Genomic DNA, 12,777 nt, shown 5'->3' with positions numbered 1-12,777 from the left:
TTACTCTTATCTTACCATAATCATGTTGATTCGTTAAAATTTTCTTCAAATTTTTCAAAAAATAAATCAGCTTCCTTCTCTATCTCGTCGTCCTCTTGCAATTCCGGAAGCGGCGGCAGCTCCTCTAGCGTTTTTAAACCGAAGTAATCCAAAAACTCCTTCGTCGTGCCATACAAAATTGGCCGCCCCGTTCCATCCGCACGTCCGACTTCCTTTATAAGCGCTTTGGCAATTAACGTCTGTATCGGTTTATCGCTTTTCACCCCGCGAATTTCTTCAATCTCCGCCCTTGTAATCGGCTGGCGATAAGCAATGATCGCCAGCGTTTCGAGCGCCGCTTGCGACAACGAAGTTGAACTAGGCGATTCAACAAGCTTTTTTAAATACGGGGCATGTTCTTTTCTTGTCGCCAGCTGAAAGACTCCTGCCAATTCAACGAGCTGAATGCCACGCTTTTGTTTATCATACTCGTCCTTTAGCATATGAATAATCGTCCGTGCTTGTTCTTCTTCCATTTCCAACACCGCGGCGATTTGCTGAAGCGACAGCCCCTCATCGCCTGCGGCAAACAACAGCCCTTCGACGATCGCTTTATATTCACTCATCTCCATGCTGCTCCATCCTTTCGTTGCGAGAGATGAAAATATCGGCAAAATTTCGCTCTTGCTCAATAATAACCGCATTTTTCTTCATTAGTTCTAAAATTGCTAAAAACGTCACCACAATATATCCGCGGTCATAATATGGAAATAAATCATAAAAATTTTTTCTCGTTTTCGTACGTCTTAGTTCCTCTAGAATTTCCTCCATCCTCTTTTCAATGGAAATATCTTGACGGGTAATTTTCGTATGGAGCGGTTTTTGCAGCTTTTTGCGGCGCAACAATTTCGAAAGCGCTCCAAGCATATCGTACACGTTGACATCAAGCGGCCGCTTCATCATTTCTTTGTCGTCTGTATACATACTTAAATCGCTCGGCGGCTTCGTAAATAAAAGCGCCCGCTCTTCTTCCTTTTTTTTCAATGCTTGCGCCGCTTCTTTATATTTTTTGTATTCTAACAACCGCTGCATTAATTCTTCGCGCGGATCGCTTTCAGGCAGCTCTACGCCTTCATCCAATATTTCTTCCTCATGTTTCGGCAGCAACATTTTGCTTTTGATCGCCAAAAGCGTCGCTGCCATCACTAAGTATTCGCTTGCGATATCGAGCTGCAATTCCTGCATCGCATGAATATACGCCATATATTGCTCGGTAATTTGCGCGACAGGAATATCGTAAATGTCGATTTCGTAACGATTGATTAAATGTAACAAAAGGTCGAGCGGACCTTCAAACGCATCAATTTTCACATTATATTGCACGTTCATCCCACCATTTTCCTTACACTATCGTTAAGTATAGACGATTAGCCAACGTTGTCCAAGCAATTTTTTACGTCTAATATGATACAATTGACACAGTACGGATACAACAATAGAAAGGTCGTGAAACGATGTATCCCGTCGCTTATATCCGCTATTTAATTCATTTCCACACAGACCGCGATTATTTTGAATGCCACGAAATATTGGAAGAACATTGGAAGAAAACCGGCTACAAAAAAGTATGGGTCCTACTCATTCAAATTGCCGTGGCCCTGTACCATCACCGGCGCGGCAACCAACAAGGAGCGCTGCGCATGATGCGAAAGGCGTTGTCACTTTTATCCAAAGAACAAAAAGCCATCCGCGAGTTGGGATTAGATGATCAACGGCTCTCCGAGCAGCTTGAACGCTATATCGAACGAATGGAGCAAAACGGGGCATATGAGAGCATAGAGCTGCCTATTTGCGATGAAACGTTGCGGAAAACGTGTCAAGCGATATGCGACGAACGCGGGCTGATTTGGGGAAAAGCAAGTGACATGAACAATGTCTTTTTGATTCATAAACATAAATTGCGCGACCGTTCTGATGTGATCGCGGCGCGGGAGCGGAAGAAAAAGAACAAAGAGCTGCCGAACCAATAAACGGCAGCTCTTTTACAACTCACATTTATCCAAAAATGCCGCGGTAAATTCATTTGCCTGCAGCTGATGGTTAGGATACATGTCCTTTAGCGCTTTTACCATTTGTTTTCCAACGCCTTGATGGCGGTGCGAAGGATTTACACTAATATGTTGAATTTCAACGACGTCCGCATCGCGCAACAGCACTCCGATAATGCCGATAATGTCATCGCCATCCTTCCATAAAAACAGCTGCCAATCATCGTTTGTTTCGTACTGCTTAATCGTTTGCTGCAGCTTTTTCAAGTCCTTCTCTGTCGGCATAAACGACAGAAGACCCATCGCAATTTTTTCGTAATTTTTTCGATAACGAATCAGCATAAAAAATCCCTCATTACTGACAAAGACTTTTCTAAAATAGAAAAGTGCTTCTGTCATTTTCTCATTACGTATTATAAACATTCTTTATTCTATTGTGAACCATTCCGCACATTTTTACACCAATTAAGCGAACGCGCGCAGAAGATTCGCCATCTCAATCGCGCTTACCGCTGCTTCCCAGCCTTTATTTCCCGCCTTTGTTCCGGCGCGTTCAATCGCCTGCTCGATTGTATCTGTCGTTAATACGCCAAAGATAACCGGCGTTCCCGTTGACAATGCGGCGTGGGAAACTCCTTTTGCTACTTCGTTGCATACGTAATCGTAATGGCTTGTCGCCCCGCGAATGACCGCGCCAAGCGCAATGACGGCGTCATACTGCTTTGATTCGGCGAATTTTTTCGCTAACAACGGAATTTCAAACGCTCCCGGCACCCACGCCACCGTCACATCGTTTTCATTGACTCCGTGCCGCTTGAGGCCGTCGAGAGCGCCTGATAATAACTTGCTCGTAATAAACTCATTAAAACGGGAAACGACGATGGCAATTTTTAATCCTGTGCCAACTAAATTTCCTTCCATTACGTTCATGACAAATCCTCCCATCTTTTCCGCCCATCATACTCATCATAATACAAAAAGGCAAAAATATCGATCCTCTTTTTTAAAAATGCAACATGTGCCCTAGCTTTTCATACTTTGTTCGCAAATATTTTTCATTTTCCTTTTTCACTGGCATCTCCAGTGGAACACGCTCCACTACTTCAAGTCCATGCCCTTTTAATCCGGCGATTTTCCGTGGATTATTCGTTAACAGTCGCATTTTCGTCACGCCAAGGTCCTTTAAAATTTGCGCGCCGATTCCATAGTCGCGCAAATCGGCAGGAAATCCAAGTTTTTCATTTGCTTCCACCGTATCATAGCCTTGCTCTTGCAGTTTATATGCGCGCAATTTGTTGATTAGCCCGATGCCGCGCCCTTCCTGACGCATATATAATAAAACACCGCGCCCTTCTTTGTCGATTTGACGGAGTGCCGCGTGAAGCTGCGGTCCGCAATCACAGCGATAAGAGCCAAACACGTCCCCTGTTAGGCATTCGGAATGAACGCGGACAAGAACCGGTTCGTCCGGGATAATTTCGCCTTTAACTAATGCCACATGTTCTTTTCCATCAACAACATTGGTGTAGCCAATCGCTCTAAACTTGCCAAACTCTGTTGGAAGCGTTACTTCCACTTCTCGTTTCACTAATTTTTCTTTTCGGCTTCGATATTGGATTAAGTCCTTAATCGTGATCATTTTCAAATCAAACTCATCAGCGATTCTCCGCAAATCCGGAACGCGCGCCATCGTGCCATCCTCTTTAATGATTTCGCAAATCACACCGGCTGGTTTTGCTCCGCAAAGCCGCGCTAAATCGACGGCCGCTTCCGTATGGCCGGCGCGCCGCAATACGCCGCCTTTTTTCGCGACAAGCGGAAACACGTGACCGGGCCGCTTAAAATCGCTCGCTTTCGCGTTCGGATCCAACAGCGCTTGAATCGTCATCGACCGTTCATAAGCGCTAATGCCGGTTGTCGTTGCTTTATAATCAATACTAACTGTAAAAGCAGTGCCGTGGGAATCGGTGTTATGATTCACCATCGGCGCTAAGTCAAGCTTATCGGCCAATTCTTCCGTAATCGGAACGCAAACAAGGCCGCGGCCGTATTTAATCATGAAATTAATCACTTCTGGAGTCGCTTTTTCCGCCAGCGCAACAAAATCTCCTTCATTTTCGCGATCTTCATCATCGCATACAATAATTACTTTCCCTTGCATCAATTCATAAATCGCCTCTTCGATCGTATCAAACATTGAACGTTCCCCCTTTTTCGCTTACTTATAACCGTGCCGTTCCAAAAATTCGAGCGTAATCGCCGATTTCGCTTCTTCTTTTTTCCCTTCCATGAATTGGGAGACGTATTTTCCGATGACATCACATTCGATATTGACAATATCCCCCGGCTGTTTATCGCCTAAAATCGTTGCCGCGCGCGTATGCGGAATGAGCGAAATCGTAAACGTGTCATCGGTAAGCCCAAAGATCGTCAGACTCGTTCCATCGACGGCGACAGACCCTTTTAAAATCATATATTTGCGCAATTCTTTCGGGATTTGAACTTCGTAATATACCGCATTCGCCACTGGCCATTTGCGAATAATTTCACCAACACCGTCGACATGTCCAGAGACGAAGTGGCCTCCAAACCGCCCGTTTGCCGACATCGCCCGCTCTAAATTCACTTTCGAGCCTCTCGTCAGCGTGCGCAGCGACGTCGCTCTTACCGTTTCTGGCATGACATCAACGGTAAACGAACGTTTCGTAAACGACGTTACGGTCAAACAAACCCCGTTGACCGCAATGCTGTCCCCAACATGAACATCTTCTAAAATTTTTTTCGCTCCGATCGTCATCACAATCGCTTCGCCCGACTGCCTTATTTGCTCGATCGTGCCGATTTCCTCAATAATGCCTGTAAACATTCGTGTACTCACCCTTTTATTTTGGTATCGCGACGATTTTGATATCCGGGCCGATCGTTTCGATTCGCCGAATTTGCAGCTGCATCACGTCGGCCATGCTGGCAAAACCCATTCCTCCGATCGGCGTCGGTGCTTGTTTTCCGCCGATGAGCTTTGGAGCAAAATACGCAACGATTTCATTGACCGCTTTGGCGCGCACAAAACTATCATGCACGTGTGACCCGCCTTCGACAAAAAGGGAAGTAATCCGTCTCTCGCCAAGCACGCGCAGCAATTCATCTATGTCAATATGCGGCGTGCTCATGGAAATTACTTGCACGTTTTTGTTCTCATATCGCTTCTTTTTTTCGTCGCTGACCTCGCTGCCGACGATCACCCACGTTTCCGCTTGTCCATCATGGAGAATGTTTGCATCAAGCGGTGTGCGCAAATGTGTATCTAAAACGATGCGTATCGGATTCTTTCCGCCTTCCGGAAGCCTTACCGTTAAGCTTGGGTTATCGGCAATAACGGTGTTTACCCCGACGAGAATCGCATCATGCACCGCCCGGTAACGATGCACATCTTCCCTGGCTGCTTCCGATGTGATCCATTTGCTCTCCCCCGTTGCCGTAGCGATTTTGCCATCGAGGCTGCTCGCGTATTTCAGCGTCACAAATGGCGTTTTCGTCGCAATGTAATGGAAAAAGACGCGATTTAACTCATCCGCTTCTTCTTTCAGCACCCCAAGCTTTACATCGATTCCCGCGTTCCTTAGCTTTTCGATGCCTTTGCCTGCTACGAGCGGGTTCGGGTCTGTCGTCGCAATGACAACGCGCCGAACGCCTGTTTCAATTAACAAATCGGCGCAAGGGGGCGTTTTCCCATAATGGCTGCATGGCTCTAGCGTTACATAAACGGTCGACCCTTTCGCTTTTTCTCCCGCCATCCGGATGGCATGTACTTCCGCGTGCGGCTCCCCCGCTTTCAAATGGGCGCCAAATCCGACAATTTCCCCATCTTTTACAACGACAGCGCCAACAATTGGATTAGGAGACGTCTGTCCGATCCCCGCTTTGGCCATTTCGATCGCTAGGCGCATATATTGTTCATCGTTTCGCACGGCGTTCGCCTCCTTTTGTCGCATAAAGAAAGCCCTAGGTTTAAAGTCCTAGGGCAGGATAGATAGAATCACAACAATTGCATTTATGTACCAAAAAAACGGCACTTATGCGTAAAGCGGGGAAAAGCAAAGCGAAGTTTTTGGACATTTGCTTTTTCCGCCAAACGCAAACAAACGCGTTAGCGAATAAACGGATTTATCGGCATGGCAAAAAAGGCGCGAAACTCAGCGCTTCGCCGCTTCACGCTGCTAATCCCCGGCAAACATTGCCGCTCTGTAACGAGACTACCCTCTAAGTACGGAACGGCAATGCGCGCTTGTGATCCTTCTCCCATCCAGACTATACTGTCGGCTCCGGAATTTCACCGGATCGTGCCTATACGGCTCGCGGGCTGAGAAGTGATGCCACTTCATCACCGCCGGTCGGGAATTTCACCCTGCCCCGAAGGATGCAAACAGTATGGAATTTTTTATTATTATATCACACAAAAGCGGTTTGTCCATTTTTCCTCGCTCGCCATCTACCCGCGCTAGCTTTCTCCGCCATTTTCGTCAGGCAAAAATGGTCGATCGAATAACCGCTGTTTCTGTTATTTCGCGATAAACATCCAATAAATGATCCCCCATACAAGGCTTGCCCCTAACAAAAGAAAAAATAATCCCCAATTTTTCCCCTTCATCCTTTCACCTCTTGCCATAGCGGGTGCATTCATCGCTTGATAAAAAGACTTAAGAGCGCTCCTGTTAAGCTTTTATTCCTCGTTAAACACTTTTACTTCTTTCATCACATCGCCGTTTTTCATCGCTTTGACAACGTCCATTCCCGCTGTTACTTGACCGAATACGGTATGTACCCCATCTAAGTGCGGCTGTGGTTCATGAACGATAAAAAATTGGCAGCTTCCTGTATCGCGGCCGCGGTGTGCCATCGAAATCGCCCCGGCCACATGTTTATGCGGGTTGTTATCTGTTTCGCACGGAATCGTATAGCCAGCATCCCCTGTTCCATTGCCGTACGGGCATCCTCCTTGGCTGACAAAACCAGGGATGACGCGATGAAACGTCAAACCATTATAAAAGCCTGAATTTGCCAATTTCTCAAAGTTGGCCACCGTAATCGGCGCTTCATTCGGGAACAGTTCAAACTCGATTTTTCCCCCGTTTTCCATTAAAATATATCCTTTTTTCGCCATGCATCTACAACTCCTTTTTTCATTGATAACGTATCACTATCATATCATTGTTGTTCACATAAAAAAAGTAATATAATGATAAAGGATATGCCGAAAAAGGGTATCACCTTTACAAAGGAGGCTGACATTGTGAAACGCATGTTGACAGGCTTCCTGCTCGCATCGCTGCTGTTTGCCTTTCCAGCTATGGCGGCAGCAGATGCGGCAGAAGGAGATGTAATTGTTACGTTAGGCGAAAATTTAACCGAACAGCAAAAACAGCAAATATTAAATGAAATGAACGCCCCGGACAACGCGCAAATCATTACCGTTTCCAACGCAGAAGAACATAAATATCTTGACGGCCTTATCCCAAAAGCGCAAATCGGGACGAGAGCGATCTCCTCATCGATGATTACGATCGGTGCAAAAGGATCCGGGTTGGATGTCGAAACTCATAATATCACATGGGTCACAGACGAAATGTACACAAACGCCCTGATTACGGCAGGAGTGAAAGATGCGAAAATTTACGTCACCGCTCCGTTTGCCGTGTCCGGTACGGCCGCATTAACCGGATTAATGAAAGCATACGAAGTTTCTTCCGATAAAGTGATTCCTGACGATGTCAAAAAAGTCGCCACAGAGGAAATGGTCCAAACGGCAAAGCTCGGGGAATCGATCGGGCCGGATAAAGCGGTTGCTCTTCTTGCGAAAGTAAAAGAAGAAATCGCAAACAATCCGCCGCAAACGGATGAAGATTTGCGTGCGCTTATCGAGAAAGTCGCAAAAGACCTCGGAATTACGTTGACGGAAGAGGAGATAAACAGCTTAATTTCGCTATTCAATAAAATGAAAAACGCGAATATCGATTGGAATCAAGTCAATGATCAATTAAGCAAAGCGAAGGATAAATTGTCGGCGTTCCTGCAATCGGAAGAAGGAAAAACATTTATTCAAAACATTGTTGACATTTTAAAAGAAATTTGGAACGCCATTAAGTCAGTGTTCACTTCTTCCGAGCCGCAAAACAACCAATAACGAAAAAGTGCCCAAGCCAAACAGCTGGGCACTTTTTATTTCACTTTTGTTTTAAGCGGCAAATCAAGCCGCACTAGATCTTCATATGTTTCCCGCTTCACCACTAGCTGCGCTTCCCCGTTTTCCACGAATACGACAGCCGGGCGCGGAATGCGGTTATAGTTGTTCGCCATCGAATAGCCGTATGCCCCAGTGCAAAAGACGGCTAAATAATCGCCAGGGTTCGCCTTCGGCAGCGGCAAATCCCAAATCAACATATCCCCTGATTCACAACATTTTCCAGCAATCGAAACAATTTCATTTTTTTCGTCCAACACGCGGTTCGCCAGCACTGCCTCATACTTCGCCTCATACAGCGCCGGACGGATGTTGTCGCTCATCCCGCCGTCCACGGCAACGTAACGGCGGACATTCGGCACCTCTTTCTGCGAACCAATTGAGTAAATCGTCGTTCCGGCATCGCCGACGATCGACCGCCCCGGCTCAATCCAAATTTCCGGCATTGGAATATTTTGTTCACTTACTTGTTTTTTTACTTCCTCTATGATTTTGTCGACATATTCCGAAACAGGAATCGGATCGTCTTCTCTCGTATAGCGAATGCCGAATCCGCCGCCAAGATTGACCACCGCTGGAACAAATCCGTACGTTGCCTTCCAATTGGCGATTTTTTGGAAAATTTTTTGCGCCGCTAGTACAAATCCTGTCGTTTCGAAAATTTGCGAACCGATATGGCAATGAATTCCGAGAACGGAAAAGAACGGAGAGGACAGGGCTTTGCGCAGCGCTTCGTCCGCTTGGCCGTTATTCAAATCAAATCCGAATTTAGAATCTTCCTGGCCGGTTAAAATATAATCGTGCGTATGCGCCTCGACACCAGGGGTGACCCTTATTAAAATCGCCGTCGTCTTTCCGTGTTTCTTGCTTAGTTGTTCCAACAATTCCAGCTCATAAAAGTTATCGACAACGACGCAGCCGATTCCACTTTCAAGCGCCATCATCAATTCTTCCCGGCTTTTATTATTGCCGTGAAAATGGATGCGTTCCGGCGGAAATCCCGCTTGCAGCGCCGTATACAGCTCTCCCCCCGACACTACATCCAACGACAAACCTTCTTCCTCCACCAACTGAACCATCGCAATCGAAGAAAACGCTTTGCTTGCATAAGCAACTTGAGCTTTAACTCTATGTTTTTGAAACGCTTCTTTAAACGCACGCGCGCGCGTACGGATCAGCGCCACGTCATAAATATACAACGGCGTTCCGTATTCTTTCGCCAAATCAACCGTATCGACACCGCCAATTTCTAAATGCCCTTTATCATTTACACGGCTTGTCCCATGAAAAAACATGCAAACCCCTCATTCCTGCAAACTGAAATTATTCAACATCGAAAATTTTTATGCATAACCGAAAGCAAAAAAGGCAGTTAACATAAAAGATAACTGCCTTTTTTGCAGAAAAAAGATTACGTATAACATATCATAATTATAAAAAAGTTGCAACTTCTTTTTGTAAATTTATGACGGCTGCCTGCGGCGGTTTTGCGGATGGACGATGCTCGGCCTTACTTTTGCCCCTGCTGCAGAGCGGCGGACGATAATTTGCATAAACGCCGCTGGGTCAAACGGAATAAACGGCCATAAATACGGCGTGTTTAATGATCGAATGCGAATGAGCCAAAGCAAATAAACAGTGGTGCCGATCATCAGCCCCGGCACTTTAAACAGCGCCACCGCAATGACGAGAAGCAATCGCGATATTTTATTGGCAATGCTCAACTCATAGCTCGGTGTTGCAAACGAACCGATCGCTGCAACCGATACGTATAAAATCACTTCAGGCACAAATAATCCGACATCGATTGCGATTTGTCCGATTAATACCGCGGCGATTAAGCCCATCGCTGTAGACAGAGGCGTCGGCGTATGAATCGCTGCCATGCGTAGAAACTCAATGCCAAAGTCGGCCAGCAAAATTTGGATGATAACCGGGATATTCGTCTGTTTGTTCGGGCCGATAAACGCCCACTTATCTGGCAGCAAAGATGGTTCAAGCACAAACAATACCCAAAGCGGCAGTAAAAATAGGGATGTCAAAATGCCTAAAAACCGCACCCAGCGCACGAATGTGCCAACTGCTGGAGATTGCCGGTACTCTTCAGCGTGCTGCACATGATGAAAAAACGTTGTCGGGGTAATAATTACGCTTGGCGACGTATCTACCATAACTAAAACATGCCCTTCGAGCAAGTGAGTGGCAGCAACGTCCGGACGTTCCGTATAGCGGACGAGAGGATATGGATTATATCCTTGCTTCACTAAAAATTCTTCGATCGTTTTATCCCCCATTGTTAACCCATCAATATTAATTTGCTGAAGCTCTTGTTTTACAAGCTCAACAAGTCCCGGATCGGCGACGTCTTTAATGTAAGCAATGCAAATATCTGTTTTTGAACGCTCCCCCACTTGTAAAATTTCAAAGCGAAGCCGCTCATCGCGAATGCGCCGCCTAGTTAGCGCCGTATTGACGATAATATTTTCCACATAGCCATCACGTGCGCCGCGCACCACCTTTTCCGTATCCGGTTCTTCCGGCTGCCGCCCCGGATAACTTCGGACATCGACGATAAATCCTGTCGACTCTCCTTCGATGAAAATAACGATTAGCCCTGATAGCAACCGATCCACCGCCTCATCCAAGTGATGGACAAGGCTGACTTGCTGATGAACGAGACGGTTTTCGATAATTTGCTTTGCTTGCGCCGTCTGCCGTTCATCATCGTTAATGCGGACGATTTGTTTCAACAATTCAATTAAATATTGCGTATCGCATAAACCGTTGCAATAGTAAATATGTACTTCCCTCTTTAATACATGAATTTTCCTGACCCCTAAATCAAAGCTAGTTCCAACTCCAATTTTTTCTTTCAGAAATTTTTCATTGTCAGTGAGCTTTTCCGAAATCGGAATGTTATTTGCTTTCACTGCCATGGCACATACTCCTTTCAAGGATCAAGTCGATCGCCTTCCTTGTAATCGGTGAGCCGCATTTTATATGATCGCGATATTCCATTTTCCCAATTATCCCCGATTCCAACGACAACAGGGAATGTTTAATGGCTAATCGTCCGGTACGCAAACTCATCGGACGTCCGCCACTGATATGACTCGTCTTTTTTCATAATCGATTACCCTTTCGGCTTGCATAGAAGAGCGGTAAAAAAGGAGAGCACAATGGCAAATGACAAAATGGCGCCGGTAAATTGAAACATTCCTGAACCAATGGCCAGCCATCCATTTGCCTCGTTTTGCGCCAGCACACCTTTCGCGAGAAAATAGCCGAAGCCACTAATGGGAAGAACGGCTCCCGCCCCGGCGACCGCAATCAGTTGGTCGTAAATTCCGCCGATTCCTAGAATGACTCCAGCTGCTACGAGCAAGCACATTACATGCATTTGCGAAAACTTGCCAATATCCATGACAAGTTGGGCGATGGCACAAAACGCTCCTCCTACCATAAATGCCATAACATAATCCATCATCGTTCCTCCTTTACCGCTTCAATCACGACACCGTGTGCAATGGCAGGGATTGACTGTTTTTGCTGCATCATCGTTGGGCTTAATAGCGCTCCTGTGGCGACAACGAAAATTTTTTGCAGCGCGCCGCGTTCCATTTCTTTTAATAAATGCCCGTACGTTACTACCGCGCAGCAGGCGCAGCCGCTTCCCCCAGCAAACACGTTTTGATCCGGCCGGTAAATCATTAAGCCGCAGTCATTATAATTGTCCGTCACATCATAACCTGATTCCGCCAGCAACTGTCTGACGATGACGCTTCCCACTCTCGATAAATCCCCCGTCACAATTAAGTCATAATCTGCGGGAGAAACTCTTAAATCAGCAAAATGTCGTTCCATCGTGCTTGCCGCAGCCGGCGCCATCGCCGATCCCATATCGAAAGGATTCGCCGTTCCCGCATCGATCACTTTGCCGATGGTGGCGGCAGTAATGCGCCATCGCCCTCGTTTCCGGCCAATGACTACTGCTCCCGCACCTGTGACAGTAAACGTCGCCGTTTTCGGTTTTTGCACCCCCAATTCGGTCGGATAGCGAAATTGCCGCTCCGCCGTGGCATTATGACTGCTTGTTGCCGCGAGCACCGTTCTTGCAAATCCGCCGTCAATTAACGCCGCGCCGACCGCTATCGTTTGCATCGAAGTAGAGCACGCTCCAAACATACATAAAAACGGGGCGGGGACCGTCCGGGCAACATAGTTGGCAGTGACGTTTTGATTCAGTAAATCTCCAGCGAGGAAAATGTCGATATCGTTGAAGGAAATGTTTCCTTTTTGCAGGCAGACACCAATCGCCTCTTGCATTAAGCGCCGCTCTGCCAACTCCCACGTCTTTTCCCCGCAATATAAGTCATCGTGCACGATATCAAAGCTTTCGCGAAGCGGACCTTCCGCTTCTAACGGCCCGACCGCCGTTCCTGTTTCCTGAATGTAAATATCATGTTCAAACACCCACGTTTGCTTTCCGGCGAGCTTCATCACCAATCCCTC

15 protein-coding genes, 1 pseudogene and 1 riboswitch are annotated in these 12,777 nt (G+C 46.6%); of the genes and pseudogenes, 2 read left to right on the top strand and 14 right to left on the bottom strand.

All coding sequences use genetic code 11. The features are described 5' to 3' along the window. Positions 1 to 20 precede the first annotated feature (20 nt). Together scpB and MWM02_RS06350 are read right to left on the bottom strand one after the other, a co-directional pair. Complete coding sequence (scpB, locus tag MWM02_RS06355; RefSeq protein WP_064550058.1) at positions 21 to 611, bottom strand: SMC-Scp complex subunit ScpB; 591 nt, start codon at positions 609 to 611, stop codon at positions 21 to 23. Next, positions 598 to 1,368, bottom strand: coding sequence for a segregation/condensation protein A (locus MWM02_RS06350; protein WP_064550056.1), 771 nt, complete (start codon positions 1,366 to 1,368; stop codon positions 598 to 600). Before MWM02_RS06350 ends, scpB begins: the two co-directional genes overlap by 14 nt. Before the next feature lie 125 nt (positions 1,369 to 1,493). Between MWM02_RS06350 and MWM02_RS06345 the strand changes: the two genes are divergently transcribed. Then, positions 1,494 to 2,009, top strand: a complete 516-nt coding sequence (locus tag MWM02_RS06345; protein WP_244403205.1) for a DUF309 domain-containing protein — start codon at positions 1,494 to 1,496, stop codon at positions 2,007 to 2,009. A gap of 12 nt (positions 2,010 to 2,021) precedes the next feature. Here the strand turns inward: MWM02_RS06345 and MWM02_RS06340 are convergent, their stop codons facing one another. The 7 genes from MWM02_RS06340 to MWM02_RS06310 form a co-directional block, all read right to left on the bottom strand. Then, complete coding sequence (locus MWM02_RS06340) at positions 2,022 to 2,369, bottom strand: GNAT family N-acetyltransferase (RefSeq protein WP_064550053.1); 348 nt, start codon at positions 2,367 to 2,369, stop codon at positions 2,022 to 2,024. A 123-nt stretch (positions 2,370 to 2,492) separates the two neighbouring features. Next, a complete protein-coding gene (gene ribH / locus MWM02_RS06335; protein ID WP_064550051.1) occupies positions 2,493 to 2,957 on the bottom strand; it encodes a 6,7-dimethyl-8-ribityllumazine synthase in 465 nt (154 codons plus the stop codon). A gap of 73 nt (positions 2,958 to 3,030) precedes the next feature. After that, positions 3,031 to 4,224 (bottom strand): bifunctional 3,4-dihydroxy-2-butanone-4-phosphate synthase/GTP cyclohydrolase II, encoded by a 1,194-nt coding sequence (locus MWM02_RS06330; RefSeq protein ID WP_064550049.1) that lies wholly within the window; start codon positions 4,222 to 4,224, stop codon positions 3,031 to 3,033. A gap of 21 nt (positions 4,225 to 4,245) precedes the next feature. After that, positions 4,246 to 4,893 carry a riboflavin synthase gene (ribE, locus tag MWM02_RS06325; protein ID WP_244403203.1) on the bottom strand — a complete coding sequence of 216 codons (648 nt, stop codon included), beginning with the start codon at positions 4,891 to 4,893 and terminating at the stop codon, positions 4,246 to 4,248. 16 nt (positions 4,894 to 4,909) lie between these two features. After that, positions 4,910 to 6,019 carry a bifunctional diaminohydroxyphosphoribosylaminopyrimidine deaminase/5-amino-6-(5-phosphoribosylamino)uracil reductase RibD gene (gene ribD, locus MWM02_RS06320; RefSeq protein ID WP_198401531.1) on the bottom strand — a complete coding sequence of 370 codons (1,110 nt, stop codon included), beginning with the start codon at positions 6,017 to 6,019 and terminating at the stop codon, positions 4,910 to 4,912. A gap of 155 nt (positions 6,020 to 6,174) precedes the next feature. Continuing rightward, complete coding sequence (locus MWM02_RS06315; protein WP_157778134.1) at positions 6,175 to 6,330, bottom strand: hypothetical protein; 156 nt, start codon at positions 6,328 to 6,330, stop codon at positions 6,175 to 6,177. Further along, a riboswitch (FMN riboswitch) is annotated at positions 6,315 to 6,449 on the bottom strand. It overlaps the preceding gene by 16 nt. Positions 6,450 to 6,747: 298 nt before the next feature. Then, positions 6,748 to 7,188 carry a peptidylprolyl isomerase gene (locus MWM02_RS06310; RefSeq protein ID WP_064550041.1) on the bottom strand — a complete coding sequence of 147 codons (441 nt, stop codon included), beginning with the start codon at positions 7,186 to 7,188 and terminating at the stop codon, positions 6,748 to 6,750. A gap of 138 nt (positions 7,189 to 7,326) precedes the next feature. Between MWM02_RS06310 and MWM02_RS06305 the strand changes: the two genes are divergently transcribed. Beyond that, the gene (locus MWM02_RS06305) at positions 7,327 to 8,208 is read left to right on the top strand and encodes a DUF1002 domain-containing protein (protein WP_481861768.1); all 882 of its coding nucleotides are present in this window, start codon (positions 7,327 to 7,329) and stop codon (positions 8,206 to 8,208) included. A 35-nt stretch (positions 8,209 to 8,243) separates the two neighbouring features. Here MWM02_RS06305 and lysA read toward each other — a convergent pair whose 3' ends face one another. From lysA to spoVAD, 5 genes and pseudogenes are all read right to left on the bottom strand, one after another. Continuing rightward, complete coding sequence (gene lysA, locus MWM02_RS06300; RefSeq protein ID WP_244403199.1) at positions 8,244 to 9,560, bottom strand: diaminopimelate decarboxylase; 1,317 nt, start codon at positions 9,558 to 9,560, stop codon at positions 8,244 to 8,246. 168 nt (positions 9,561 to 9,728) lie between these two features. Continuing rightward, positions 9,729 to 11,201 (bottom strand): spore germination protein, encoded by a 1,473-nt coding sequence (locus tag MWM02_RS06295; protein WP_244403197.1) that lies wholly within the window; start codon positions 11,199 to 11,201, stop codon positions 9,729 to 9,731. Then, positions 11,182 to 11,317, bottom strand: a pseudogene (locus MWM02_RS06290) (stage V sporulation protein AE); the annotation flags it as partial. The gene MWM02_RS06295 and the pseudogene MWM02_RS06290, both read right to left, overlap by 20 nt. Positions 11,318 to 11,398: 81 nt before the next feature. Next, complete coding sequence (locus tag MWM02_RS06285) at positions 11,399 to 11,749, bottom strand: SpoVA/SpoVAEb family sporulation membrane protein (protein WP_244403195.1); 351 nt, start codon at positions 11,747 to 11,749, stop codon at positions 11,399 to 11,401. Then, the gene (gene spoVAD, locus MWM02_RS06280; protein ID WP_064550031.1) at positions 11,749 to 12,765 is read right to left on the bottom strand and encodes a stage V sporulation protein AD; all 1,017 of its coding nucleotides are present in this window, start codon (positions 12,763 to 12,765) and stop codon (positions 11,749 to 11,751) included. The genes MWM02_RS06285 and spoVAD overlap by 1 nt, the downstream gene beginning before the upstream one ends. Positions 12,766 to 12,777: the final 12 nt, after the last annotated feature.

This window comes from Parageobacillus sp. KH3-4 (assembly GCF_022846435.1).
GTDB lineage: Bacteria > Bacillota > Bacilli > Bacillales > Anoxybacillaceae > Parageobacillus > Parageobacillus thermoglucosidasius_A.
Note: the sequence above shows the minus strand (reverse complement) of the source record. Positions and strands in the feature narration are given on the sequence as shown.